This window comes from Aquimonas voraii, from assembly GCF_900101825.1.
Classification (GTDB): Bacteria; Pseudomonadota; Gammaproteobacteria; order Xanthomonadales; family Xanthomonadaceae; genus Aquimonas; species Aquimonas voraii.
In genome coordinates this window covers 9230-34276 of sequence record NZ_FNAG01000018.1, presented here as the reverse complement: position 1 = coordinate 34276, position 25047 = coordinate 9230, and the positions used below count along the sequence as shown (strand labels likewise).

General features: G+C 68.3%; 19 protein-coding genes. 9 read left to right on the top strand and 10 right to left on the bottom strand.

Translation table 11 applies throughout. The features are described from left to right. Positions 1 to 119 precede the first annotated feature (119 nt). On the bottom strand, positions 120 to 3113 hold the full coding sequence (locus tag BLP83_RS17100) for an EAL domain-containing protein (protein WP_091245757.1): 2994 nt from the start codon (positions 3111 to 3113) through the stop codon (positions 120 to 122). A 358-nt stretch (positions 3114 to 3471) separates the two neighbouring features. Between BLP83_RS17100 and BLP83_RS17095 the strand changes: the two genes are divergently transcribed. After that, positions 3472 to 4410 carry a hypothetical protein gene (locus BLP83_RS17095; RefSeq protein ID WP_143006759.1) on the top strand — a complete coding sequence of 313 codons (939 nt, stop codon included), beginning with the start codon at positions 3472 to 3474 and terminating at the stop codon, positions 4408 to 4410. Between the two features lie 96 nt (positions 4411 to 4506). On the opposite strand, the gene BLP83_RS17090 is transcribed toward BLP83_RS17095, so the two are convergent. Beyond that, on the bottom strand, positions 4507 to 6267 hold the full coding sequence (locus BLP83_RS17090; protein ID WP_091245750.1) for a phosphoenolpyruvate carboxykinase (GTP): 1761 nt from the start codon (positions 6265 to 6267) through the stop codon (positions 4507 to 4509). Positions 6268 to 6557: 290 nt separating this feature from the next. Further along, entirely contained in the window at positions 6558 to 7142 is a 585-nt protein-coding gene (locus BLP83_RS17085) for a TetR/AcrR family transcriptional regulator (protein WP_091245747.1), read from the bottom strand. Positions 7143 to 7421: 279 nt separating this feature from the next. On the opposite strand from BLP83_RS17085, the gene BLP83_RS17080 reads away from it, so the two are divergent. Next, on the top strand, positions 7422 to 9893 hold the full coding sequence (locus tag BLP83_RS17080) for an acyl-CoA dehydrogenase (RefSeq protein ID WP_091245744.1): 2472 nt from the start codon (positions 7422 to 7424) through the stop codon (positions 9891 to 9893). A gap of 173 nt (positions 9894 to 10066) precedes the next feature. After that, positions 10067 to 10651, top strand: coding sequence for a cupin domain-containing protein (locus tag BLP83_RS17075; protein WP_176764270.1), 585 nt, complete (start codon positions 10067 to 10069; stop codon positions 10649 to 10651). A gap of 172 nt (positions 10652 to 10823) precedes the next feature. Here BLP83_RS17075 and trpE read toward each other — a convergent pair whose 3' ends face one another. After that, a complete protein-coding gene (gene trpE, locus BLP83_RS17070) occupies positions 10824 to 12299 on the bottom strand; it encodes an anthranilate synthase component I (protein WP_091245736.1) in 1476 nt (491 codons plus the stop codon). Between the two features lie 294 nt (positions 12300 to 12593). After that, positions 12594 to 13643 carry a ribosome small subunit-dependent GTPase A gene (rsgA, locus tag BLP83_RS17065; RefSeq protein ID WP_091245734.1) on the bottom strand — a complete coding sequence of 350 codons (1050 nt, stop codon included), beginning with the start codon at positions 13641 to 13643 and terminating at the stop codon, positions 12594 to 12596. A gap of 235 nt (positions 13644 to 13878) precedes the next feature. On the opposite strand from rsgA, the gene BLP83_RS17060 reads away from it, so the two are divergent. Continuing rightward, positions 13879 to 14271, top strand: coding sequence for a DUF4345 family protein (locus BLP83_RS17060; RefSeq protein WP_091245732.1), 393 nt, complete (start codon positions 13879 to 13881; stop codon positions 14269 to 14271). 140 nt (positions 14272 to 14411) lie between these two features. After that, the gene (locus tag BLP83_RS17055; protein WP_091245730.1) at positions 14412 to 15443 is read left to right on the top strand and encodes an aldo/keto reductase; all 1032 of its coding nucleotides are present in this window, start codon (positions 14412 to 14414) and stop codon (positions 15441 to 15443) included. Positions 15444 to 15853: 410 nt separating this feature from the next. On the opposite strand, the gene BLP83_RS17050 is transcribed toward BLP83_RS17055, so the two are convergent. Further along, positions 15854 to 16540 (bottom strand): YdcF family protein, encoded by a 687-nt coding sequence (locus tag BLP83_RS17050; RefSeq protein ID WP_091245728.1) that lies wholly within the window; start codon positions 16538 to 16540, stop codon positions 15854 to 15856. 594 nt (positions 16541 to 17134) lie between these two features. On the opposite strand from BLP83_RS17050, the gene BLP83_RS17040 reads away from it, so the two are divergent. Genes BLP83_RS17040 through BLP83_RS17025 form a run of 4 tightly spaced genes read left to right on the top strand, consistent with a single transcriptional unit; the run spans position 17135 to position 21546 of the window. Beyond that, positions 17135 to 18313, top strand: a complete 1179-nt coding sequence (locus BLP83_RS17040; RefSeq protein ID WP_091245723.1) for a beta-ketoacyl-[acyl-carrier-protein] synthase family protein — start codon at positions 17135 to 17137, stop codon at positions 18311 to 18313. Then, the gene (locus BLP83_RS17035) at positions 18310 to 19098 is read left to right on the top strand and encodes a beta-ketoacyl synthase chain length factor (RefSeq protein WP_091245719.1); all 789 of its coding nucleotides are present in this window, start codon (positions 18310 to 18312) and stop codon (positions 19096 to 19098) included. Before BLP83_RS17040 ends, BLP83_RS17035 begins: the two co-directional genes overlap by 4 nt. Continuing rightward, a complete protein-coding gene (locus BLP83_RS17030) occupies positions 19091 to 19906 on the top strand; it encodes a glycosyltransferase family 2 protein (RefSeq protein ID WP_091245715.1) in 816 nt (271 codons plus the stop codon). Before BLP83_RS17035 ends, BLP83_RS17030 begins: the two co-directional genes overlap by 8 nt. Next, a complete protein-coding gene (locus tag BLP83_RS17025; RefSeq protein WP_091245712.1) occupies positions 19903 to 21546 on the top strand; it encodes an NAD(P)/FAD-dependent oxidoreductase in 1644 nt (547 codons plus the stop codon). The genes BLP83_RS17030 and BLP83_RS17025 overlap by 4 nt, the downstream gene beginning before the upstream one ends. A gap of 596 nt (positions 21547 to 22142) precedes the next feature. Here BLP83_RS17025 and BLP83_RS17020 read toward each other — a convergent pair. The 4 genes from BLP83_RS17020 to fabG form a co-directional block, all read right to left on the bottom strand. Further along, on the bottom strand, positions 22143 to 22358 hold the full coding sequence (locus BLP83_RS17020) for a hypothetical protein (protein ID WP_143006758.1): 216 nt from the start codon (positions 22356 to 22358) through the stop codon (positions 22143 to 22145). Positions 22359 to 22584: 226 nt separating this feature from the next. After that, the gene (locus BLP83_RS17015; protein WP_143006757.1) at positions 22585 to 22926 is read right to left on the bottom strand and encodes a hypothetical protein; all 342 of its coding nucleotides are present in this window, start codon (positions 22924 to 22926) and stop codon (positions 22585 to 22587) included. Between the two features lie 167 nt (positions 22927 to 23093). Beyond that, positions 23094 to 23597, bottom strand: a complete 504-nt coding sequence (locus tag BLP83_RS17010; protein ID WP_091245703.1) for a hypothetical protein — start codon at positions 23595 to 23597, stop codon at positions 23094 to 23096. A 237-nt stretch (positions 23598 to 23834) separates the two neighbouring features. Next, positions 23835 to 24563 (bottom strand): 3-oxoacyl-ACP reductase FabG, encoded by a 729-nt coding sequence (gene fabG / locus BLP83_RS17005; RefSeq protein ID WP_091245702.1) that lies wholly within the window; start codon positions 24561 to 24563, stop codon positions 23835 to 23837. Between the last annotated feature and the right edge of the window lie 484 nt (positions 24564 to 25047).

Genomic DNA, 25047 nt, shown 5'->3' with positions numbered 1-25047 from the left:
GAGCTCCGCGATGGATGGGCTGTGCCGCGGCGCACGCTAGCGCAGCGCGCCCGGGAAATGAACGCGACACCACAGCCGAGCCGAGATGGCCTATCCGCGAGCGCGCCCGGATCGCGCGCTCAAGAGGCAACGCGCTCAGCGAGCGCAGCAGGCGACAGCGACGACTCTGCCTCGGTGGCAGCTGACGCCGCCGGTGGCGCGATCAAGCATACCGGCTGCGGCAGCCCGAGCAGATAACCTTGGCCGTATCGGCAGCCGAGTTCACGCACGCGCGCAAGCTGCGCCTCGGATTCGATGCCCTCGGCCACCACCTCCATGCCCAGGGACGAGCCCAACGCACAGATGGCGCGCAGCACAGCCAGCGCATTGCCCGGCTCGCCCTGGTCTGCGGCCTCGACGAAGCTGCGGTCGATCTTCAGCACCTGCAGGGGGAACTGATGAAGATAGCTGAGCGACGAGTAGCCAGTCCCGAAATCGTCCAGCGCCAGCGACACCCCGAGCGCACGCAGCTCGCGGAACAGCTCGCGCGCGAGCTCCGGCTGCTCGAACAGGCTGCGCTCCGTGACCTCGATGCGCAGGCGCTGCGGCGGCAAACCGTAGCGCGCGAGCAGGCGCGCGATCTCCGGCACGAACTGCGCGGAGCGCAAGTGGCGCGCGCCGACGTTGATGCTGACGTAGCCGCCCTGGGCGACGAGCTGCCAAGCCTGGGCAAACACCAGCTCATAGATTTGCCAGTCGATCGCCTCCAACAAACCCGATTCTTCGGCCTGGCCCAGGAAATCGGACGGCGCAAGCAGGCCACGCTGCGGGTGGCGCCAGCGCAGCAGTGCCTCGTAACCTGCAATGGCGCCACTTTCAAGGTCCAGGATCGGCTGGAACACCGGCTCGAACTCGCTGCGCACGAGAGCACGCCGCAGGTTGCCCTCCAGCTCCAGCTGCAGCAGGGCCTCGCGGCGCAGGGCCTCGTCGAACAGCTCGAATCGGCGGCGACCATTGGCTTTCGCCCGGTACAGGGCGACATCGGCGTCACGTAGCAGCTCGGCGGCAGTACGGTAGTGCGGCTGGGCCAGGGCGATGCCGATGCTCACCGAGCTGTAGAGTTCCTTGCCGCCGGCGCGGATCGGCATCTCCATGGCATCGATGATGCGCGCGGCCGCCTCGCTGGCCTCGGCCTCGGCCTCGACGCCCTCGATGAGAATCGCGAACTCATCGCCGCCTAGGCGCGCGATGGTGCCGCGGCGGCCAACACTGGCGGCGATGCGCGCGCCTGCCTCCTTCAGCAGCTCGTCGCCGACGAGATGGCCGACGGAGTCATTCACCACCTTGAAGCGGTCAAGGTCGAGGAACAGCACCGCGAAGCAGTCGCTGCGATTGGCCGCATAGCGCAGCAGCGCCTCGTCCAGCCGGGTCATCAGATAGCTGCGGTTGGGCAGGCCGGTCAGCGCATCGTGCAAGGCGGCATGCTTCAGCTGCCACTCGATGCGCTCGCGCTCGGTGATCTGCTGGCGGAGGTCGCGGTTGGCTTCGAACAGTGCTTCGGTCCGCTGCTCGACCCGGCGCTCCAGCTCAGCATAGGCCTGGCGCAGCGAATCGGTGGCGCGCTTGCGTTCCAGTGCATTGGCCACGTGGTAGGAGACGAAGGTCAGCAGTTCCTGGTCGCGCGGCTGGTAGCCCAGTGCATCGTCGTAGCTCTGCACCGCGAGTACGCCAACCGTCGTGTTGGCGCAGGTCAGGGGCACCCCCAACCAGATCTGCGCCTGGGTGCCCGAAGCCTCAACCTCGCCACGCTCTGCCAGCACTGCCATTCCCGCGCGGTCGAGCAGGATGGGACGGCCAGTGCGCAGCACGTATTCGGTCATGCCGCGCGCCATTCTCCGGGTCGGCCTTCGCCGGTCATGCTGGTCGACCGAGTAGGGAAAGCTGATCAGGTCCTGCTCGGCATCGTGCAAGGCGATGTAGAAATTCTCGGCGAACAGCAGTTCGCCGATGACCCGATGCACCGCGCCGAAGAAGTCCTCCAGGCTGCCACCCGAGGACCCCAGTTCGGCGATTCTGAACAGCGCAGCCTGCAGTCGGTCGGCGCGCTGGCGCTCCTCGATCTCCGCCCGCAGGGCCTCGTTCGCTTCGCGCAGTTCATCGGTGCGCTGGGCGACGCGACGCTCCAAGTCATCGTGCACAAGCTTGCGCTCAAGCGCGGTGGCGATGTGCTGGGCCACGTAACTCAGCAGCGCGCGTTCGCGCTCACTGTAGCGCTGCTCGGGGTCGTAGCTCTGCACCACCACCACCCCGAAAACCTCGCCGCCCCGCATCAGCGGAACGCCCAGCCAATCAAGCGAGAGCGGGCCGAAGCTGGAGGCACGCTCGGGCCTGCCAATCGCCCGCAGCAGTTGGGCTGCATCGCCCATCAGCGGACGCCCGGATCTGAACACCTCGTCGGTCAGAGAACCCCGGTACTCCTCGCGCGGGATCGGCCTGCCGATCGGCGGCCCTTCACTGTCCACGCCGTCACGGAAGTAGGGGAAGACCAGTGTGTCCTGGGCATCATCAAGCAGAGCGATGTAGAAGTTCTCGGCGTACATCAAGCCCGCGAGAATGGCATGTACGCCGGCGATGAGTTCTCCGGCATCGCCCTCGGCGCTGGCGAGGTCGGCGATCGAGAACAGGGCGCGCTGAAGACGCTCGGCCTCGGCGAGGCGCTCCAGCGCGCTCTGCAGTCGCTCCACTTCAAGTGCCGCCGGCAGGCCTGCGCGCAGGATGCGCTCCAGAGCCTCCATCTCGAAAGGCTGGGGCGCCTGCCCCTCTGCCCAGCTGAGGTTGAGAAGCACCGGCGCCCCGGGCAGGCCGGCCAGCGTCCACTCGATGCGCTGCACAGCTGACATGGAGGGGCTTGGTTCAGGGAGCGCCAAGCCAGGCAGATGGGCCTCAGCGCGCAGCGAGGCATCGCCCAGGCAGCGCAGGCCGAGGCGCAGCGAGGCGCGGCCATCGCTGAGGGTCTCCAGCGCTCTCAGCAGGACCTCCTCGAGCCCGGCGCCGTGCACCGGGGTCTCAGCATGCACCCCGGCCAGGGCAGCGGTGTCCCCGTCGAGGTCTTCTGCGCCTTTCCAGGAAGCCATGGGCGGGGCTGGTACGCCTTCGAAAGCTTGAATCGTCGCGCGCCGCCGGCCGTGGACCGGCGTCGCGCCCCTGCTGCCTGGACCCCGCCCAGAGAGGCGAAGCGTCCGACCGGGCGATTATGCGGGCATTTCACCATGTCGCCACAATTGGAACAGGGCATGAAGGCCACCGAACCGCCCCACGGCTCACGCTGCGCGGGCATGCCCTGCCTGTACCGTTTCGCGGAAGTTAGCGTCGCGTTAAACTTTGTGCGCGTGGGAACGCCCTGCGCCGCGCACGGTCGTGGCCACCAGCCTTACGCCGCTCGAAACGATCACTGCGACTCTTCAGCGAAAACCAGTTCGCCACGCGATTACCATGACTTCTCGCCGCTCCGCTCTCACGCTCGCACTGGCCTTCGGGTCGGCGTTGGCCTGCCTGACGGCGTCTGCGTCGGACGCCACCGATGGCGCTCTTCTGCTTGGCACCGAGCCCAGCCAGAACGATGCCTCCTTGCTGGATCGCCTGCTCGGTGTGGCAAGCGCGCTGGGGCACGACAGCCAGCGTCCGGTGCGCGGCCCGGCAGCGGAGCGCGGCTTCTCGGGGCTGGGCCTGTCGCCCAGCCAGCCCGGTCTCGCCATCCTCTGCGATCGCGGCGGTGCCGGTGCGATCGGACTCAGCGAGCAATGCATGCTCGCTCGCCTTGAACTCGATGCCACCACCCTGCCCGGCTACGGCAACGGCGTCGGCCTGTCCGGCGCCTGGTTCATTGAACGCGCGGGCATCGATGTGAACTACGGCTTGGCCTGGCTCAGCGTGCAACAGCCGCAGCGGTTCGGCGCAGCGCCCAGCCTATGGCCCGGACTGCCGGGATTGTCCGAGGCCACGCCCCTGCACCTCGCGCTGCCGACTTCGGGCCATGCTCAGCGGCTGAGCTTCGGCTTGGGCTTCGAGCTGGGCGAGGGCGGCTGGCTGCGCATCGAGGGCCAGAATTTGCGCAGCCAGGGCAGGACGGTCGACCTTTGGGGCATCCCCGTGCCCGTGTTCGAGAGCGACGCGCTCAGCTTCTCAGCCGGCAGCGGCGCGCTCAGCAGCACGCTCAGCGCGCGCTCGCTCGAACTGCGTGGCCTGCCCGGCGTGCTGAACAGCCTCGACCTGGGCATCACCTGGCGCACGCCTTGGCGCGGCGAGTTGACCGTCGGCGCCACCCAGTACTGGAGCCGCGGCGACACCCGGAACTGGCCGCTGCGCGAGCTGCCGCCCGTCGAAGAAACCGCCGGCCGCGTGCCTTACGTGCGCTACCAGCAGGATCTGTAACCCGGCATCCGCGTTACGGGCGCTTCCCGATAGCACAGCTTCTTCAGAACCTGCCACCCCGCCGATGCTTTGGGCATCGGCGGGGTGGCAGCGCTCTCAGGCCGCCTTGCGTTCGCCCAGCAAGGCGCGGCGGCGACGCAGCTCTTCCACCAGCACGGCAGGCGTGCGTTCGCCCAGCTCGAGCATGAAACGCTCGACCTCTTCCAGCTCATGCTGCCAGGCGTCGGCTTCGATGCTGAGCAGCGCCTCCAGATCCTGGGCGGAGATCTCGAGCCCTTCGGTGCGCAGCCCGGCGAACGAGGGCAGGTGACCCACCGGCGTCTCGACCGCTTCGCCGCGTTCCTCGCAGCGGGCGATGATCCACTCCAGCACGCGCATGTTCTCGCCGAAGCCCGGCCACAGGAACTTGCCGTCGGCGCCCTTGCGGAACCAGTTGACGTGGAAGATCTTGGGAAGCTTGGCGCCGGCGCGGTCGAAGCCCAGCCAGTGGCCGAAGTAATCGGCGAAGTTGTAGCCGCAGAAGGGCTTCATCGCCATCGGGTCACGCCGCACCACGCCGACCGCGCCGGTGGCCGCGGCGGTGGTCTCGGACGCCATGGACGCACCCATCAGAACACCGTGGGTCCAGTCCTCCGCCTCCATCACCAGCGGCACCAGGCTGGCGCGGCGGCCGCCGAAAATGATGGCCGAAATCGGGACGCCCGACGGATTCTCGGATTCAGGGCTGTAGCTGGGGCACTGCCTGGCGCTGACGGTGAAGCGTGAGTTGGGATGTGCCGCAGGGCCCCTGGCAGGATCGAAATCACGACCCTGCCAATCCTTGGCCGGCGCGCCCGGCAGCCCCTCCCACCAAGGTTGGTTGTCGGCGGTCACACCCGTATTGGTGAAGATCGCATTTCGGCCCAACATGGCAAGCGCGTTCGGATTGGTGGCCTCGCTTGTGCCCGGCGCCACACCGAAGAAGCCGGCTTCGGGATTGATCGCGTACAGGCGGCCGTCGGCGCCCGGCTGCATCCAGGCGATGTCATCGCCGATAGTGAAGATCTTCCAGCCCTCACGGCGGTAGCCCTCGGGCGGAATCAGCATGGCCAGATTGGTCTTGCCGCAGGCGCTGGGGAAGGCTGCGGCGACATAGTGCGTGTCGCCCTTGGGCGTCTCCACGCCCAGGATCAGCATGTGTTCCGCCATCCAGCCTTCGCTGCGGGCCTGGTGGCTGGCGATACGCAGGGCGTGGCACTTCTTGCCCAGCAGCGCATTGCCGCCATAGCCGGAGCCGTAGGACTGGATTTCCAGGTCCTCAGGGAAATGCATGATGAAGCGGCGCTCGGGGTCGAGTTCTCCGGTGGAGTGCAGGCCCTTCACGAAGCGGCCCTCGCGCTCGATCCGCCGCTGCGCGTCGGCACCCATGCGGGTCATCAGACGCATGTTCACGACGACGTAGGGGCTGTCGGTGATCTCGACGCCGCAGCGGGCCAGCGGGGAATCGATGGGCCCCATGCAGTAGGGCACGACGTAGAGGGTGCGGCCCTGCATGCAGCCCGCGAACAGAGCCTGCATCTTGGCTCGCGCCTCGTCCGGGGCCATCCAGTTGTTGTTGGCGCCCGCCTCGTCGCGCTCGCGCGTGCACACGAAGGTCAGATGCTCGACGCGGGCGACATCCGATGGGTTGGAGCGGTGCAGGTAGCAGTCAGGATGGGTGTCCGGATTCAGGGCGTACAGGTCACCGGATTCGAGCATCAGCGCGGTCAGGCGCTCGCGTTCGGCTTCACTGCCGTCGCACCAGTGGATGGCATCGGGACGCGTAAGACGGGCAACCTGCTCAACCCACTGGTTGAGCGCTGCGAGCGTGCTGGACATGCAAGGGCTCCATGGACGGCCGCCGGGTCACCGTCGCGGTGACCGCCGGGCAGCGGCCGGTTCGGGCAGCAGACCATAGCCAGACCAGTGCGGGTGAACAAGTCCAATGGCAGTCCAGTGTCCGGATCCAACCCCCCTGGAAACCCGTGTCATGCTTGCCAGCACTGGATTTTCGAGACTTCGGGCGCGATGGCGAAGGGCCACACTGCACGCTGGCATCCGCGCGCAGCCACCCGATGGATGCGCCAACTGATTCAGTGGCTGAGCAAAATTCGGCTGCGGCGGCTGGCTCAGCCGGGAATCAGGGTCGACATGACGTGGGCCAGGTACTCGTCGAACTCTTCGTGGCGCATGCGCGGCTGACCCAATTGCAGCGACAGCTGCAGGAAACCCACGTAGGCGGCGTAGGTGAGGCGCGCGCGATGCTGCGCCTCGACGCGCGGCAGCCCGACTTGGCGGTAGGCGAGGGTCAGCCAATCCATGCGCCGCGCGGAAACCCGCTGCATCACCGGCTGCACAACGGCGTGATCCATTGCTTTCAGCAGTTCGGAGTAGATGGCGTGCGATGCGGTCTGGGTACCAACCAGACGGAACAGCTGCTCCAGGCGGTTGCGTGGATCCTCGATACCTTCAAGCTGGGCGAAGACCTCCTCCAGCTCGCGCTGCTCCCAGCGCTCAAGCGCGGCCCGCAGCAGGGCTTCACGCGAGGGGAAGTGCCAGTAGAAGCTGCCCTTGGTGACGCCCAGACGACGCGCCAGCGGCTCGACGGCCACCGCGGCGACGCCCTGCTCGGCAATCAGGTCCAGGGCACCCTGGGCCCAGTCGTTCGCCGACAGCCGCGGCGCCTTGTCGGCTTTCTTGGAGGGGGCGTTCATCGTGGGGAGTGTAGCGGGCGGCCCGAACCTTGCAAATCCACGGCCGTGCCCGGCCATGCCGGATTTTCCGCACGCGAATCAATGTGCTAAGGCATTTCACGAAGCCCATACGTAGGCGTATTGATTCCTGCACGACGGCCGAACATACTCGCCAGTACGGTTTTCCGCCCGCGCGCTTCGAACCCGGCTCTGGTGCCAGGACTCGAATGCGCGCGGATAGTGTGCAGACCCTCGCTGTCCGCTCTCCCCACCCGCACCGGATCGCAACGGAGCCCCGTCATGAGCATCCTGCTGCCCTTCCTCGCCCTGCTGGTCGCCGGCCTCGCCGCGGCCTACTTCCGAACCAACCTCAAGACCTGGGCCGCGCTCAGCGTGGCCGCCCTGGTGGTCGCCGTGCTGCTGCAGGCCAGCCTCGTCGCCACGATCATCGCCGGTCTGCTGTTGGCCGCGGTGGCTGTGCCGCTGCTGCATACGCCGACCCGCCGCCACAAGATCACCGCACCGCTGCTGAAGATCTACACGAAGATGCTGCCGCAGCTCTCGGACACCGAGAAAACCGCGCTGGAAGCCGGCACGGTGGGCTGGGAAGGCGAGCTGTTCTCGGGCCTGCCGAAGTGGAAGCAGCTGCTGGCCCAGCCGAAGCCGGAACTGACGGCCGAGGAGCAGGCCTTCCTCAACGGTCCCTGCGAAGAGGTCTGCCGGATGACCAACGACTGGGAGGTCAGCCACGAGCGCGCCGACCTGCCGCCGCAGGTCTGGGACTACCTCAAGAAGCACAAATTCTTCGGGATGATCATCCCCCGCGAATACGGCGGCCTCGGCTTCTCGGCGCTGGCGCATTCGCGCGTGCTGCAGAAGCTGAATTCGGCCTCGGCCACGCTCGGCTCGACCGTCGCGGTGCCGAACTCGCTGGGCCCTGCCGAGCTGCTGCTCCACTACGGCACCGACGAGCAGAAGAACCACTACCTGCCGCGCCTGGCCGACGGCCGCGAGATTCCCTGCTTCGCGCTGACCGGGCCGTCGGCGGGTTCGGACGCCACCTCACTGCCCGACTACGGCATCGTCTGCGAGGGCGAATGGGAAGGCGCCAAGGTGGTCGGCGTGCGGCTCACCTTCGACAAGCGCTACATCACGCTTGCCCCGGTTGCCACCGTGGTGGGCCTCGCCTTCCGCCTGCATGACCCCGAGGGCCTGCTGGGCGACGAAAAGGATCGCGGCATCACGCTGGCCCTGATCCCACGCAGCACGCCCGGCTTGGACATCGGCCGCCGCCACTTCCCGCTGAACGTGCCCTTCCAGAACGGCCCGGTCCGCGGCAAGGACGTGTTCCTGCCGCTGTCGGCCCTGATCGGCGGCGAGAAGATGATCGGTGAGGGCTGGCGCATGCTGGTCGAGTGCCTGTCGGTGGGCCGCGCGATTTCCCTGCCCTCGGCCGGCACCGCCGGCGCCAAGATGGGCGCGCTGGTGACCGGCGCCTATGCGCGTATCCGCAAGCAGTTCGGTTTGCCGATCGGCCGCTTCGAGGGCGTCGAGGAAGCGCTGGCGCGCATTGCTGGCCGCGCCTACGCGGTCAGCGCGCTGTCCGAATCCACCGCCGCCGCCGTCGATCGCGGCGAGAAGCCCTCGGTGCCGTCGGCGATCGCCAAGTACCACGCCACCGAGACCTATCGCGAGATCATCAAGGACGCGATGGACGTGCACGGCGGCAAGGGCATCATCCTCGGCCCACGCAACTACCTGGGCCGCGCCTGGCAGGGCTCGCCGATCTCGATCACCGTCGAGGGCGCCAACATCCTCACCCGCAGCATGATGATCTTCGGCCAGGGCGCAATCCGCTGCCATCCGTGGGTGCTGAAGGAGATGCAGGCGGCCCAGCATCCCGACCCGGCGACGCGGCTGAAGGACTTCGACCGCACCCTGTTCGGCCACATCGGCTTCGCCATCTCGAACGCGGCGCGCAGCCTGATCCTCGGCCTGACCGGCGCGCGCATCGGCCTGGTGCCGGGTGACGCCTACACCCGCCGCTTCTATCGCCGCATGAACCGCTACTCGGCCAACCTGGCGCTGGTGGCCGACACCTCGATGCTCACCCTCGGCGGCAAGCTCAAGTTCAAGGAGAGCCTGTCGGGGCGGTTGGGCGACGTGCTCAGCCTGCTCTACATCGGCTCGGCGATCCTGAAGCGCTATGAGGACAACGGCCAGCCCGCTGGCGATCAGCCCCTGCTGGCCTGGGCGATGTTCGACATCAACCATCGGATCGAGCTTGCCCTGTCGGCGGCGCTGCGCAACTTCCCGATCCGTCCGGTCGGCTGGGCGCTGTGGCTGCTGGTCTTCCCCTGGGGCCGCCGCGCGCAGGCGCCCTCGGACCGTCTGGGTCACCGTGCCGCAGCCCTGCTGATGACGCCGTCCGACACCCGCGATCGCCTGTGCGAGGGCGTGTTCACCACGCCCTGCGACAACAACCCGGCCGGACGCGTCAACGCCGCCCTGCCGCGGGTGATCGCGGCGGAGCCGGTCGAGCGCAAGCTGGTCAAGGCGATCAAGGCCGGCGAAATCACCGCTCTGGATGCCGACGAGCAGCTCAACGAGGCGCGACTGAAGGGCGTGCTGAGCGCGGAAGAGGTCAACCTGCTGCGCGAGGTGCGGGTGCTGGTCGAGGATGTGATCGGTGTCGATGACTTCGATCCGGCTGACCTCGAATCCGCCGCAATGGCGCGGCGTCGGGCCAAGGGACTGGACCAGGCCGCCTGAGCCCAGCCCGTTCAAGCGGCAAGCCACAGCCCCCGCCCCGCGCGGGGGCTGTGCGTTTGACCGGTCGCGGATGGAAGCGCCGGCGTAAACAAACATCAAGTCCTCACCGGCTTACCGGGGGCTTAACGCTACGGGTGGTTTCCTATGCTCCGGTCATGCGCAAGGAGCGCTTCATGGCACGCACACCGCGACTGGTTTCCCTGCTGCGTTCGGTGCTGGAAGACGGCGTCCGCGGCCCGAAGCCCGATCTGGCCTGGCTCGCCCGCGAGTTGGGCGCCGTGGTCCATCTCGGCTCCGACGGCCGCTACGAGCAGCAGTTGAATGGCCTGCGCGGCCGCGCCCAGCGTGGCTTCACCCGCCTGTTGATCCTCGACTCCAAGCGCCCGGCCTTCAGCGCCAGCCTGCTGATCTGGCCGCCCGGTCACGTCACGCCGGTCAATTCGATGAGCGGCGACTATGGCATGGAGCTCGTGCTGCAGGGCTCGCTGGAAGTACAGGAATACGCGATCGGCGCCGAGGGAGAGCCGCCGAGCCAGCGCAAGATCACCTGGCTGGGCGAGAGCGATGCGCTGTGGTTCGAGCGCAGCGAAAACCTGGCCCACCGCTGTCGCAATCTGAGCAGCCAGAACTGGGCGATCACCCTGCACCTTCACGGCGGCGCCCTGCCGAGCTATCGCCTGTTCGAACGCACCGAGGGCGAGAAGCGCTGGCGCGTGCGGCCGCGGATCGCGCGGGTGCATGGGCGGGTGATGGTGTAGGCGCGCCTGCGGCGCGCCGGGATTCGGGAATCGGGATTGGAGATTCGTAGCGGCGCACTTCGGTGAGCGCCGGGGACGAGTCCTGTCAGCAACGCTCGGGTGAGCTCGACCACTGGAGAGCCTCGGCAATCGGAGTCCAACAACCGAAGCGTTGAACCTTTCGAGAGCCTGGCTACAGCCCGCCCGCCGCCCGCGCCACCGCGCGGAACAGCGCGCGGCCCTTGTTGAGCGTCTCCTCCCACTCTTTCTCGGGGTCGGAGTCGAACACGATGCCGGCGCCCGCCTGCACGTGCAGGCGGCCGTCCTGGATCACCGCCGTGCGGATCGCGATCGCGGTATCGGCATCGCCGTGCCAGCCGAGGTAGCCCACGGCCCCCGAATAGATGTTGCGCTTGACCGGCTCCAGCTCCTGGATGACCTCGAGCGCGCGGATCTTGGGCGCGCCGCTGACCGTGCCGGCCGGAAAGGTCGCGCGCAGGACGTCGCCGAAATCGAGGCCTTCGGCCAGATCGCCCTCGACCTGGCTGACGATGTGCATCACGTGCGAATAGCGCTCGATGATGAACTTGTCGGGCACGCTGACGCTGCCCGTTCTCGACACCCGACCGACGTCGTTGCGACCGAGGTCGATCAGCATCAGATGCTCGGCACGCTCCTTGGGGTCGGCCAGCAGATCGGCTTCGAGCGCCGCATCTTCTTCAGGCGTGGCGCCGCGCGGACGGGTGCCGGCGATCGGGCGCAGGGTGATGCGACCTTGCTCCAGACGCACCAGAATCTCCGGCGAGGAGCCGACGATCTGGGTGGCGCCCAGATCGAGGAAGTACATGTAGGGCGAGGGGTTCAGCGCGCGCAGCGCGCGGTACACGTCCACCGGCCGCGCCTTGAACGGGATCGACAGGCGCTGCGACAGCACCACCTGAAAGATGTCGCCGGCGCGGATGTAGTCCTTGCAGCGGTCAACCGCGGCGAGGAAGCCCTCCTTGGTGAAGCCGCTGACGAAGTCAGCCTCGGACACCGTCGACGGATCGAGCACTTCCGGATAGCTCGGCGCGCCCATGCGCAGGCGGTGGGTGAGCGCATCCAGCCGGCGCACACCGCGCGCATACGCCTGCGGCTCGGCGGTATCGACATGCACGACCAGATAGAGCTTGCCGTGCAGGTTGTCGAAGACCGCAACCTCTTCGCTCAGCATCAGCAGCGCGTCCGGCGTGCCCAGCATGTCGGGCTTGTCGCACGCGCCGAAGCGCGGCTCGATCCAGGCGATGGTCTCGAAGCCGAAGTAGCCAACCAGGCCGCCGGTGAAGGCCGGCAGGCCGGCCAGCTTGGGCACCTTGAACGACGCGCGCAGGGCTTCGATCTCGGCCAGCGGATCGCCCAACTCGCGGGTCTCGACCACTGCCCCGCAATCCTCGACGCTCAGCGTGCTGCCGCGCAGGCTGAACACGCGCCGCGCCGGCAGCCCGATGATCGAATAGCGCGCCCAGTTCTCGCCGCCCTGCACCGACTCGAAAAGATAGGAATACGGACCGTCGGCCAGCTTCAGATAGACCGACAGCGGCGTGTCGAGGTCGGACAGCAGCTCGCGTACGAGCGGGATGCGGTTGTAGCCCTGGGCGGCGAGCGAATCGAATTCGGCGGCGGTAATCACGGGGCAGCGTCGCGTGGCAGCAAAGGGGGCGGAGTATGCCAGCGGCCCGCCGCGCGCGAGGTGCAGCGGAAGCCGCAGGGCGGGATTCGACTAGCCGGCGGGGCAAGGCCTTGCGCGCGAAGCCACGGCACGTCGACGGCCGGCATACCGTCGTGCCCTGCCCGCTGAACGCCCGGACTCGCCCGGAGCGCCCTCATGCAGACGCGGTGGCGGCCCCATTTTTGTTCACCGGGGTCGGCGCCATCGCCCACGCGCTCCTGGGCTGCGGTCGCGACTTTGCCAGGCGCTCTGCGCTCAGCGCCGCCGCGGGCCGCGCGGGCCCTGGCGCTCGCGCTGCTTCAGCACCTGCCGCGCCTGCTCCAGCTCGCCCTGCAGCTTGCGGTAGTTGGCCAGCGCGCCCGGATCGATCTCCTCGGCCTCCAGCGCGGCCCGCACCGCGCAGCCGGGCTCGCGCTCGTGCTGGCAATCGCGGAAGCGGCAGTGCGCAGCGAGCTCCTCGATGCGGTCGAAGCCGCTGCGGTCCAGCGTTTCCTCGCCGGTCAGCTTCAGCTCGCGCATGCCGGGCGTGTCGATCAGGCAGCCGCCCGAGGGCAGGCGCAGCAGGGCGCGGTGGGTGGTGGTGTGGCGACCGCGGCTGTCGTTGGCGCGCACGGCATTGGTCTTCTGCCGCTCGATGCCCAGCAGGGCGTTGGTCAGCGTGGACTTGCCGGCGCCGCTGGAACCGACCAGCACGGCGGTGATACCCGGCCCCAGCAGCGGATGCAGCACCCTCACCGAGTCGAGCGAACGCGCGTTCAGCGCGATCAGGCGCGCGCCGGCCTCTTCCAGCGGCTGCAGCACGTCCATCGCCATCTCGACATCCTCGCCGTCGAGCTGGTCCGCTTTGGTCAGCACGAACACCGCTTCGGCACCCGAGCCGCGCACCAGTACCAGGTAGCGCTCCAGCCGGCGCGGGTTGAAATCGCCATCGAGGCCGCAGACCACCAGCACGCGGTCGATGTTGGCGGCGATCAGCTGCTGCTTGTAGTGCTCGCCCGCCGCCGCCCGCTTCAGCACGCCGAAGCGCGGCAGCCAATCGAGGATCAGGTCCTCGTCCTCCTTCAAGCGCACCCAGTCGCCGACCGCGGCGCGCTGCTCCGGCGCGAAGCCCTTGCGCGTCCACGGCGCCGGCGCCTGCGCGGGAAACTCGCGCTCGCCGTCGTCGACCACATAGCCCGAACGGTGCTGCTCGATGACCCGGGCCAGTCGACCCTCGCTCGCTTCGGCGTACGCGTACGCCGCCGGCGCGTCCTCGCGCCAGCCCATGCCGCGCAGACGCGCCAGGTGTTCGGGGGTGATATGCATGCGGCGGATTGTACGCAGGGCTTGCAGGCCGGGATTCGTGAATCGGGATTCGGGATTCGTCAAGGCGCCCGGTGGCCTCCCTCGCTTGCCGAAGGCAGGGGCACTTGAACTCGGCGCCACAGAAAGCCTCGCAGTCTCGTGGGGGTGGTTCGGACGCGGCGATAGCCCTCATCCCCTCACCCCGGATTGATCCGCACTGCTCCATCCTGCGCCCACGTTCAGCGGGAGACGCTTCATGGGATTCGCGCGCATCGTGCTCTGGCTGTCGGGCCTTGGCTTCATCGCTTTCGGTGCGGCCTTCATGCTCGATCCGCTGGGCACGCTCGCGGCGACAGGTATCGTGTTGAGCGGCGATCTCGCCGCCGCTGAACTGCGCGCGTTCTACGGTGGCTTCGAGCTGGGCGTGGGCGCGCTGATTCTGGCCTCGGACTTCGGCGCCCGCCATCGCCCCTACGGCCTGCTGCTTGCGCTGGGCGCTTACGGCGGCATCGCGATCGGACGCGCGATCGGCATGCTCGCCGGCGGCGTAGCCACGCCCTTCCTGTGGTTTGCGCTGGCTGTAGAAGTGGTGCTGGCGACGCTGGCCCTGATCGCCCTGCTGCGGCTGCGGCGCCTGCGTGCCGCCTGAAAGGAACGCCTGCGCAGCGAGGGAAGCCGCAGCGAAATGCACCTGATCCGGAAGTGCCCCAAGCATGAGCTGCTCTGTGTTGCCGCTGGCCTAACGCAGTGCATGGCAGGCTTCGCGAACCACTCCCGAGGAGCTTCCGCATGGAACACCGCCGTCTCGGCCACTCCGGCCTGAAAGTCCCCGTCCTCAGCCTCGGCACCGGCACCTTCGGAGGGGTCGGCGAGTTTTTCGGCCGCTGGGGCGCCACCGACGTCGCCGATGCGCGGCGCCTGCTCGACATCTGCTTCGAGCACGGACTCAACTTCTTCGACACCGCCGACATCTATTCGGCGGGCGCTTCCGAGGAAATCCTCGGCGAGGCGCTGAAGGGCCGCCGCAACGAAGCGCTGATCGCCACCAAGGCCACCTTCACCACCGGCAGCTCGCCGAACGACAAGGGCAGCTCGCGACACCATCTGGTTCGCGCCTGCGAGGCCAGCCTGCGGCGCCTGCAGACCGGGCACATCGACCTGTACTTCATGCACGGCTTCGACGCGCTGACGCCGGTGGAGGAAACGCTGCGCGCACTCGACGACCTGACCCGCGCCGGCAAGATCCGCTACATCGGCTGCAGCAACTTCTCCGGCTGGCAGGTGATGAAGGCACTGGCGACCTCGGAGCGCTATGGCCTGAACCGCTACGTCTGCTACCAGGGCTACTACTCGCTGATCGGCCGCGACTACGAGTGGGAGCTGATGCCGCTGTCGCTCGATCAGGGCCTCGGCACCATGGTCTGGAGCCCGCTGGGCTGGGGCCGCCTGACCGGCAAGATCCGTCGCGGCGAACAGCCGAGCGAGGGCCGCATCGCCGCTGGCGGCGACGTCGGCGGGCCGCCGGTGGAGGACGCATTCCTGTATCGCGTGGTTGATGCGCTGGACGCCGTCGCCGCCGAAACCGGCAAGACCGTGGCGCAGGTGGCGCTGAACTGGCTGCTGCAGCGGCCCGGCGTGGCGAACCTCGTCATCGGCGCGCGCAATGAGGATCAGCTGCGGCAGAACCTCGGCGCCGTCGGCTGGTCGCTGTCGCAAGAGCAGATCGCGACGCTCGATGCGGCCAGCCAGCGCACGCCGATCTATCCGTACTGGCACCAGCGCGGCTTCGACGAGCGGAATCCCAAGCCGACGCGGTGGTGAGAGCGGGGATTCGGGATTCGAAGCGTAGGCTCGGCAGGCCTGCCGGCGCGCATCAATGGTCTGTTTTGACCCTAGCGCGCGCGACGTTGGGCCTCGCTGCGCTCGGCACCCACCTACAAGAAGCACCCTGCCGTCAGCGACGCGCCGGCGCCTCGATTTGCAGGCTCAGGCGATGTAGATCGGGTCAAGCGAGCCGACGTAGCTTGGGCCAAGCGCAGCGCGGCCCAACACTGCCGCAGTTCCAAGGCGCGGGTGTGAGTCCACGTCGTGGGCTCGCGGCAAGCTCTGCCCCCTCTCCCCCGACCCCTCCCCCACCAGGGGGGAGGGGAGCAAAGCGCGGTGGGGGGCCCTTGGCCGAGGATTCTCGCGACCGCCGCAGCGCACGAGGCCAGTCCGCGGGCCCGCGATGCTCAACTCACCTTGGCCAGCATCCGTTCGCTGCGCAGCAGACGGGCCCAGGCGCGCCCGCATTCCACCCACACCATGTAGGCCGCCTCCAGCAGCAGGCGACCGCGTTCACTCCAGCTCGGCGCCCAGCGCTCTTCCGCCGCGCACAGGCGGTGCTCGATGCCCAGCCAACGGGCAAACAGGCTGCAGCGGGCGAGGTGATAGCGGCTGGACAACAGCAGCACGTCGCCCTCGCCCTGGCGCAGCAGCAGGCGCGCGTGGCGCAGGTTTTCAAGCGTGTCGCGCGACTGGTCCTCGAGGGTGATGCGGGCCTGCGCACCCAGCCCCGCGGCGCGCAGCTCGCGCTCGGCCACTTCGGCCTCGGTCGGATGCGGCCCGCCGCCCAGCAGCAGCAGTTCGAGCTGGGGATGGCGGCCGGCCAGGCTCAGCGCGCGCTGGATGCGCTGCTGGAAGTCCCTGTCGGGCTCACCGTCTTCGCAGCGTTTCCCGAACAGCAGCAAACGCGCCGGCCGCTGCGGATCGAGATCCGGCCAGGCCGGCGCGCGGCGTGCGAGATTCCAGACCCGGATCGCGTAATAGACGTAGAGCAGGCCTCCGGTCGCGGCCAGCAGCAGCAGGGCGACCACGAGACCCTGCAGGGCATCGGTATCGCGCAGGAGACGCAGACGGTGGGCTTGGCGGGAGGACACTTGGGAGTCGGGATTTGGGGTGAGGCGACGCGTTTGCGCGGCATGCCGCGCGTGTCGCCGAACGCCCGCGCGCTATGCGCGAGGGCCGGGGGCGGAGCCAGGCGACGCGTTTGCGCGGCATGCCGCGCGTGTCGACGAACCCCCGAGCGCCATGCGCGAGGGCCGGGCGGGGATTCGTGAACGCGCGCGAGCGTCTTGGCACGGTGCGCACGCCGCCGCGCATTGTCCTTGTTCACAGCGCGTCGCGCGAGCGCACGGCGACGTTTCAGCACGGCACGCCATGGCCTTGGCGCCGAGGGTCTTCGGCAGGGTGTTCCGGCTGCGGGAGCGGGCCTGAGGTAGCGCGTGGCTAGGGCCATGAGGGGCCGGGACCCACCTTATGCGAGTTCCCGCAGAGCGCAGCGCTCGGGGCGCTCGGCGACGCGCGCGGCATGCCGCGCAAACGCGTCGCCCGGCTCCGCCCCCAATCCCCAATCCCCAATCCCCAATCCCCAATCCCCAATCCCCAATCCCCAATCCCGAATCCCGAATCCCGTCTCTCTATAATCCGCCGCTATTCGATGAGGACACCCTGAGCTGATGTCTGCTGCAGCCATGCCGCCGCTGGCGATTACCGCCCGCACCCTGACTACCGCCTGTGGAGCGGGATTGAACACGATGCGCGAGTCGCTGGCGGCACGCCGCAGCGGGCTGCGCCGCAATGATTTCTCCGCGCATCCGCTGGAGACCTGGATTGGCCGCGTCGACGGCCTGGAAGACCTGCAGCTGCCCGCCGAGCTGATGGGCTGGGACTGCCGCAACAACCGCCTGGCCTGGTTCGCCCTGCAGCAGGACGGCGTGGCGGCGCGGGTGGACACCCTGCGCGAACGCTACGGGGCGACGCGCGTGGCGATCATCATCGGCACCAGCACGTCCAGCATCGGCGCCTCGGAAGAGGCCTACACCCGCCTCGATGGCGATCGCTTCCCGGCCGATCTGCACCGCCCGATCATCCACACGCCGCATTCGCTGGGCAGCTTTCTCGCCGCCGCCACCGGCCTGCGCGGGCCCTGCGTGACCGTGGCCACCGCGTGTTCGTCCAGCGCCAAGGTGTTCGCCCAAGCGGCGCGCCTGATCCAGGCCGGTGTGGTCGATGCGGCACTCGTCGGCGGCGTCGACACCCTCTGCGGCAGCGTGCTGTTCGGCTTCAATGCGCTGGGTCTGGTGTCAGCATCGCAGTGCCGGCCGTTTGATGTGGCCCGCAACGGGCTGTCGCTGGGCGAGGCTGGCGGCTACGCGATCCTCGAACGCGAGGGCGCGGGCCCGCGACTGCTCGGCTACGGCGAGTCGTCCGATGCGCACCACATGAGCAGCCCGCACCCGGAAGGCCTGGGCGCGCGGCTGTGCATGCAGGCGGCGATCACCCGCGCGGGGCTTGAGCCCGGAGACATCGACTACCTCAACCTGCACGGCACGGCCACGCCGAAGAACGACGAGATCGAAGCCGGCGCGGTGGCGCGCCTGTTCGGCGAGCGCCTGCGCGCGAGCTCGACCAAGGCCTACACCGGCCACACCCTGGGGGCCGCCGGCATCGTCGAGAGCCTGATCGCGATCGAGGCCATCGAGTCGGGCCTGATGCCCGGCACGCTCAACTGCGACGACCCCGACCCCGCCTGCGGCCCGCAGATCCTGCGCGAGAACACGCGCGGCGAGGTGCGCTATGCGATGAACAATTCCTTCGGCTTCGGCGGCAACAACTGCTCGCTGGTGTTCGGCGCGGAGGTGCGCGCATGAGCGGCCTGCCTGCGCTGAGAGTGCTGGGCATCGGCGCCTTCGCCGACGGTCTGCCCGACTGGGCTGCGATGGCCGCGTTCGCGCGCAGCGAAGCAGGCCTCATCGAAGGTGCGCCGAAGAAGCCCGCGCCCTCGATGCTGCCGGCCAACGAGCGCCGCCGCGCGCCGGATTCGGTGCTGCTGGCGCTGCGGGTGGCCGAGGCCGCCTGCGAGAACGCCGGTGCGGATCCGGCCGCGCTGCCCTCGGTGTTCACCTCCACCCACGGCGATCTGGCGATCACCGACTACATGTGCGCGACGCTGGCCAGCGCGCCGACCGAAGTCTCGCCGACCAAGTTCCACAACTCGGTGCACAACGCCGCCGCCGGCTACTGGACCATCGGCGTCGGCTGCCATGCGCCGGCCACCGCGATCTCGGCCTTCGATGCCAGCTTCGCCCAGGGCCTGATCGAGGCCGCGCTGCAGATCACCATCGACGGCGGCCCGGTGCTGCTGGTGGCCTACGACAGCCCCGCCGGCGGGCCCCTGCAGCACACCTCGAAGAGCGAGGGCCTGTTCGGCTTCGCCCTGGTGCTGGACCGCGCCGATGGCACGGGACTCACGCTTGCACCGCGTCTCGCCTCGGGCGACTGCGCCGAGGCCACTGGCCCGCTGATCGAAGCCACCGCGCGCAACGCGATGGCGCCGGCCGCGCGTCTGGCCCAGGCGCTGGCGCGCGCTGAAGCGAAATGCGAACTGCCCGCCGGCTGCGACAGTCGCCTCGTGCTGGAGCTGCGTCATGGCTGAGCTGGCCCGCACCGCGGTGATCATTCCCGCCCTGAACGAAGCCCTGCGCATCCGCGAGGTGGTCGAAGGCGCGCTGGCCTGCACCCCGCACGTGATCGTGATCGACGACGGCTCCACCGACGGCACCGTCGCGGCGATCGCCGATCTGCCGATCACCCTGATCCAGCACGCCAGCCGCCGCGGCAAGGGCGAGGGCCTGCGCAGCGGCTTCCGCGCTGCACTCGCGCTCGACATCGATGGCGTGGTCAGCATGGACGGCGACGGCCAGCACCTGGCCTCGGACGTGCCGCGTCTGGTCGCTGCCGCCGCGCAGTTTCCCAACGACATCATCATCGGCGCGCGCCTGAAGAAGCGCGCCCAGCAGCCGATCCACCGCCGCCTCGCCAACGAGTTCGGCGATTGGGGCATCGCCTGGGCCACCGGTTATCGCATCGCCGACACCCAGAGCGGCCAGCGCTACTACCCGCGCGCGGTCTGCGAAATCGCCGACGTCGCCGGCGAGGGCTTCGTGTTCGAGGCCGACATCCTCATCCAGGCCGCGCGCCGGCTCGGCATGGGCTGCGTGTCGGTGCCGATCGAGTCGCGCTACGCCGGCGACGGCCTGGCCGGGCAGTTCCGGCGCAGCCACTTCCGCCCGCTGACCGACCTCTACCGCATCACCTCGCATGTGGTCGGCCGGGTCTGGACCCATGGCCGCGTGATCCCGCGCTACATCGAAGCGCGGCGCTCGCGCCCACGCATTTTTGACCCGGGCCCGGCGACTCTGCCCAGCGCCGCCCTGCCGCAGTTCGAGAGCCGCACCGCATGAACACCGCGATCGCCGAGAACCCTGTCGATGTGCTGATCCTGGGCGGCGGCCTCGCCGGCCTCACGCTCGCCCTGCAACTGAAGCGGCGCGACGCCGACACGCGCATCCGCGTGATCGAGCGGCGCGCGCATCCGGTGCCGGAGGCCGCCTTCAAGATCGGCGAGAGCACGGTCGAGATCGCCGCGAATTACTTCGGTGACGTACTCGGCCTGCGCGAGCATCTCGATCAGGAACACATCGTCAAGTTCGGCTTCCGCTTCTTCTTCTCCGAAGGTCACTCGGCACCGGACCGCTGCGCCGAGCTCGGCGCCAGCCAGTCCCTGCCGACCGGCGCCTGGCAGATCGACCGCGGCCGCTTCGAGAATTTCCTCGCCGAGCGCGCGCAGTCGCTCGGCATCGAGTTCATCGACGGCGCTGTGGTCAAGCAGATCGAGCTCAGCGAAGACGACAGCGCACACCGTATCGAGTGGGAGCGCGGCGGAGAGCGCAGTCAGGCCGAAGCGCGCTGGGTGGTCGACGCCAGCGGCCGCGCCGGGCTGATCAAGCGCAAGCTCGGCCTGGCCGAGGACAACGGCCACAAGGCCAATGCGGTGTGGTTCCGCTTGAAGGGCCGCATCGATCCGCACGAGTGGTCCGGCTGCAGCGACTGGCTGAGCCGCTGCACGCCGCCCGAGCGCTGGCGCAGCACCAATCATCTGGTCGGCCCCGGCTACTGGGTCTGGCTGATCCCGCTGTCCTCGGGCTCGCATTCGGTGGGCATCGTCTGCGATGCCGAGACGCACCCGCTGGAGACGATGAACAGCTTCGAGAAGGCGATGGACTGGCTGGCCCAACATCAGCCGCGGGTGCACCAGGCCATCGAGCCGATGCGCGACGAGCTGCAGGACTTCGCCTTCTTCCGCAACTTTTCCTATGGCTGCAAGCAGGTGTTCAGCGCCAACCGCTGGGCGCTTACCGGCGAAGCCGGCGTGTTCCTCGATCCGTTCTACTCGCCCGGCAGCGACTTCATCGCGATCAGCAACACCTACATCAGCCGGCTGATCGAGAAGGACCGCGCGGGTGAGGCCTGGCAGCCCTATGCCGGCGTCTATGAGCAGCTCTACTTCAGCTTCTACGAAAGCACCATGGCCATGTACCGCGGCCAGTACGGCCTGTTCGGCGATGCCCAGCTGATGCCGCTCAAGGTGCTGTGGGACTACAGCTACTACTGGGGCGTGCTCGCCGCATTGTTCTTCGGCCGTCGCATCGACGACCTCACCACCCTGTCGCGGCTGAAGCCCGAGCTGGCCGAAGCCAAGGCCCTGAACTTTGCCCTGCAGGACCTCTTCCAGCGCTGGTGCGCGGCAAACGCGCGACCGCATGCGGCGGTGGATTCCTCGGCCTTCCTCGACCAGGCGCGGCTGGGCTGGTTCGCCGAGTTGAACCGCGCGCTGCGCGATGATCTGGACGATGCGGCCTTCAAGGCACGCATGCGCTCGAATCTGGTGTGTCTGCGGCGCTTGGCGCGCGAGCTGATGGAGCTGGCGCGCGAAACCCATCCCACGCTCGATGTGTCGGCGCTTGAAGCGCTGTTGGCGACTGCGCCGGTGGCGGATTCGGGTGAACCGCTGCTCACAGCGGAGTGGAAAGGCGCGGCATAGGGTGGGCCCTGGCCCACCATGAGCTCGACACTCGCCTCGGTGTTGTTCTGTCGCTTCGTCGCTTGAAGCGAAAGCGAAGAGCTGACCGCGAGCCCGCCGAGCTGCCCGATCTCGCGACCCTCATAGGGTGGGCCCTGGCCCACCATGAGTTGCGCACTCGCCTCTGTGCTGTTTGACCGTCTCGTCGCGCGAAGCAGACAGCAAGAGCTTTCGGTCAGCCCTACGGGCTGCCCGACCTACTTCTCTTTGCGTGGCCAAAGAGAAGTAGGCAAGAGAAAGGCCACCCCTCGTCCGCGCCCTACGCGCATCCCTGCGCTCCGGGTACGCGTGGGCCGGTCGGGGTTTTCGGACAGGCCCTCCCTGGCCTGTCGAAAACCGCGCCGGCATCCATGCCGGCCCCCTACGGGCTGTTCGACCGCCTCCCGCCGCTCCCCAGGGGCCCCGTGGAAGAGCGCGGGCTCCTGCCCGCAACAGCAAGAGCGACAGCCACAGCCACAGCCCAAGCCCAAGCAAAACCAGGAAAGAAGCAGAGCCCGCTTCGCGCTTGAGGGCAGTAGCCTCCCTCGATCTGCAGATCAGACGACCGCGGCGTTGACCTACAGCGCCACACTCAGTCCCATAAGCAGCAGCATGCCGAGAACGACACCCTGCGCGACGGGCCAGCGATGGGTGCGCACCTGCAAGGGCCCAGACGCCAGCGCCCAGAGCGCGGACAGCCACAGCAGACTTTGCAGACCCGCGCCAAGCGCCGGCGCGATGGCGAACTCCGTCGGGACAAGCCAGATCCAGACCATCGCGATCAGCGCATACATCAACAGCACCCACCGCATCCAGCGGGCGTCCAACTGCAGCAGCGAACGACAGCTCGGACAGGACTCGCCAGCCCCCACCGCCATTCTCCAGCCCAGCCGGCCTTCAATCTTCGTTCTGCAGATTGGACACGCCCCTTTCATCGCCGTCCTCGCCGATCGAATCGACTGTTCGGGCGATCGTCCGGTGATACACGGCGCGCATGGCATGTCGCGTCGAACCCTGACATCAAACGGTGATCCACGAGAGCGCTGCAAGGCCAGCCAGCAGCATCGCGACAATCAGGAACAGCAGCGCACCGAACTTGAGCACCTCAAGCGGCGGGAATCGCTTGTGAACGGCCTCCGGCTCCAGCCGCCCCATCGCCGTGACGGAACTGATGGCGAGCCAAATGGCAGCGATCCACAGGACCAGAAACGAGCTGGGGACGTCCGGGAAGTACCGCGCGCGCACCAGCCCAGGCACGAACACCAGCAACAACCCGATCGGATGCCAAAGCCGCGACCAAACGGGCCGCACTACCAGACGCACCCCGCATTTCCGGCAGGGCATCGCGTCCAGTACGAGCAAGCGCAATCGCGACGCCACCGCAATAACGCCACCGCAGTCCGGACAGGTTTGAGAGATCATCTCCACTGGCCCCAACCCTAATCCTGCGCCTGACTCAGTTGCAGCGCAGCCGCGAGAATGCTGTCCGCGATCGTGCCCACCAGCTTCTGGGCTTGGACCGCATCACCTCAATCCCCCAACTGCGCCCCATCCTGCGGGTTCGCCAGCCACTGCGCGATGTCCTTGCCCAAGGCCTTCACTGTGCGCCCCAGCACCGAGCACGAACCCTTGTAGCCGGCGAAGGCGCCGCCCATGGAGTTGCGACGGCCGCGGAAGTCGGCGATCTGCTCGCCGTTCTCGAACAGCACGCCGCGCACGCGGCTGTACTTCTGGTGGCCGATGAAGGCATTGCCCATGCTCACCGCGTCGACGATCTCCATCTGCAGCACGCGGCCTTCAGCCGCGGTGTCGAGCGTCTCGACCAGCTGCACCTCGATACCGTTCTCGCGTCCGAATTCCTGGGTGAACTCGGCCAGCTGGGTGTTCAGCTGGGTGCACTCCTCCCGCACCTTGTTCTGGATGTCCGCGTCTTCGGCATAGGGGATGGAGCTTTGGACCTGCACACGCTCGGCGAAGGCAGGTGCAGCAACAAAGGCGAGCAGCAGGGCAGCGGAACGGCGCAACAGACTCATCGAGGACTCTCCAGTGATGCGTGCAGGGCACGCGAAAGGCGTGAAGTTAGCGCGAACGGATTCACTTGGGGAGTGCAAGCTCGAAGGATGCCTGGGCTGGGCTCCGGCCTGCCGTGCCGAACGCTCGATTCACTATGGCCCGAAGTGAAAGTGAAGCCCTTGGTGGGCCGGGGCCGATCCTTATGCAATGCCTGCCTCCGCCTCCGCATCCGCGGTGACAGCAGTCCACACCGGGATTCAGCCCATGCCGCCGTTGACTCCGATCACCTGACCGTTGACGTAGGACGCCCCCTCCGAGGCGAGGAAGGCGATGACGGCTGCAACTTCTTCGGGGCGGCCCGCGCGCCCCGCTGGCACGGTGGCCTTGATCATTTCGGGCGGGAAGGCATCGGCCGCCATCCGCCCCGCGATCACGCCCGGCGCGACCACGTTGGCGGTGATGCCGCGGCTGGCCATCTCGCGGGCGAGTGAGAGCGTGGCGCCGTGCAGGCCGGCCTTGGCCGCGGCGTAGTTGGTCTGGCCGCGGTTGCCCAGGACGGCCGCGACCGAAGAGACGCTGACGATCCGCCCCCAGCGCGTGCGCGCCATCGGCAGCAGCAGGGGCTGGGTGACATGGAAGAAGCCGTGCAGGCTGACATCGATCACCCGCTTCCACTGCGCTTCGCTCATGCCGGCCATCGGCGCATCGTCGTGGATGCCGGCGTTGTTGACGACGATCTGGATCGGGCCGGCTTCGAGCATCTTCGCCGTGGCCTGCGCACAGGCCGCGGCATCGGCGACGTCGAAAGCAATGGCTTCGGCGGAATGCCCAGCAGCCAAGAGCTCGTCAACCAGCGCCTGCGCGCGATCGAGGCCGCTGTTGGCGTGGACGTAGACGTGGTGGCCGGCTTCGGCAAGCGCACGACAGATGGCGCTGCCGAGATCGCCGCTGCCGCCGGTGACGAGGGCGCGTTTGGGAGTGGTCATGGGCAAGGACTGGGCTTGGGGACTGGGGATTGGGCCTGGGAAGCAGAACGTGGGAGATCGGGGCCTGGGTTGGACTTTGGCGGTGGCGGTAGCGGTAGCGGTAGCGGTAGCGGTAGCGGTGGCGGTGGCGGTGGCGGTGGCGGTGGCGGTGGCGGTGGCGGTGGCGGTGTGCCATGTGACGCAGGCTCTGGTTCAAGCCCCTCTCCCCTGGTGGGAGAGCGGTTGGGGAGAGGCGGGAGAACTCTTGCGACGCCCTGCACCCTCTCCCCCGACTGCCTTCGCATCGCCCAGATTCTGGCGTCGGACGATCGCATGTGAGCGAGGGAGTGCGGCACCGGCCGGAACCCTAGCGTACTCGGCTGCGGAAGAGGGCAAGACCGGCGACGGCCTCTCGCTTCAGCTTCTCGCTTCAGCTTCTCGCTTCAGCTTCTCGCTTCAGCTTCTCGCTTCAGCTTCTCGCTTCAGCTTCTCGCTTCAGCTTCTC